Source organism: Ruegeria sp. AL12 (assembly GCF_056540885.1).
Genome location: NZ_JBQFXN010000179.1, coordinates 1 through 574 on the forward strand (window position 1 = coordinate 1; position 574 = coordinate 574).

Genomic DNA, 574 nt, shown 5'->3' on the forward strand with positions numbered 1-574 from the left:
TTCTCCCTTATGATTTCGATAAAATCTGGAGAAGCAAATGGGCGGTATTGGAAGTGGTAGGCACTGGCATTGGGGAGCAAAGAACACGACTTCCGATTATCGCAGCATCGATGCGCGGCGCTGGGCGCGTGAGGGCTTTCTGACGCCTGGACGACGCTTTTCATGGCAATGGTCTATCGAAGGCAAAAAAGTCGCCAGCATCGACGTACTGGCCGAGCATGGGTGTGTGAGACTCATCTATCGCAGCCGGGACCACGGCGACGAGTGGGAGTGCCTCGACTACCCGGTGCGATTGCTTTCTCAGCCTTGTCATTACGGGGGCCATCGCTACTGGTTCGCTTGCCCAGCGCACGGTTGCGGTCGACGTGTCGCTAAGCTCTATGGTGGGCGTATTTTCGCGTGTCGTCATTGCCACCAGCTCGCATATCCGTCCCAGCGAGAAACTACTTTTCAACGTAACCAAAGGCGTGCTGATAAAATACGCGAACGCCTGGGTTGGTTGAACGATCCGGATCTGATGGAAGGAACGAAGCCGAAGGGGATGCACTGGCGCACGTATTATCGCCTTGTTGCG

The 574-nt window shown here is 55.6% G+C and carries 1 protein-coding gene; it reads left to right on the top strand.

Annotation, left to right across the window (positions count from 1 at the left end; translation table 11 throughout):
* Positions 1-37: 37 nt before the first annotated feature.
* Positions 38-574 (top strand): hypothetical protein (locus ACR0C6_RS22090; protein ID WP_480621334.1); only part of this gene is annotated, 537 nt, incomplete at its 3' end.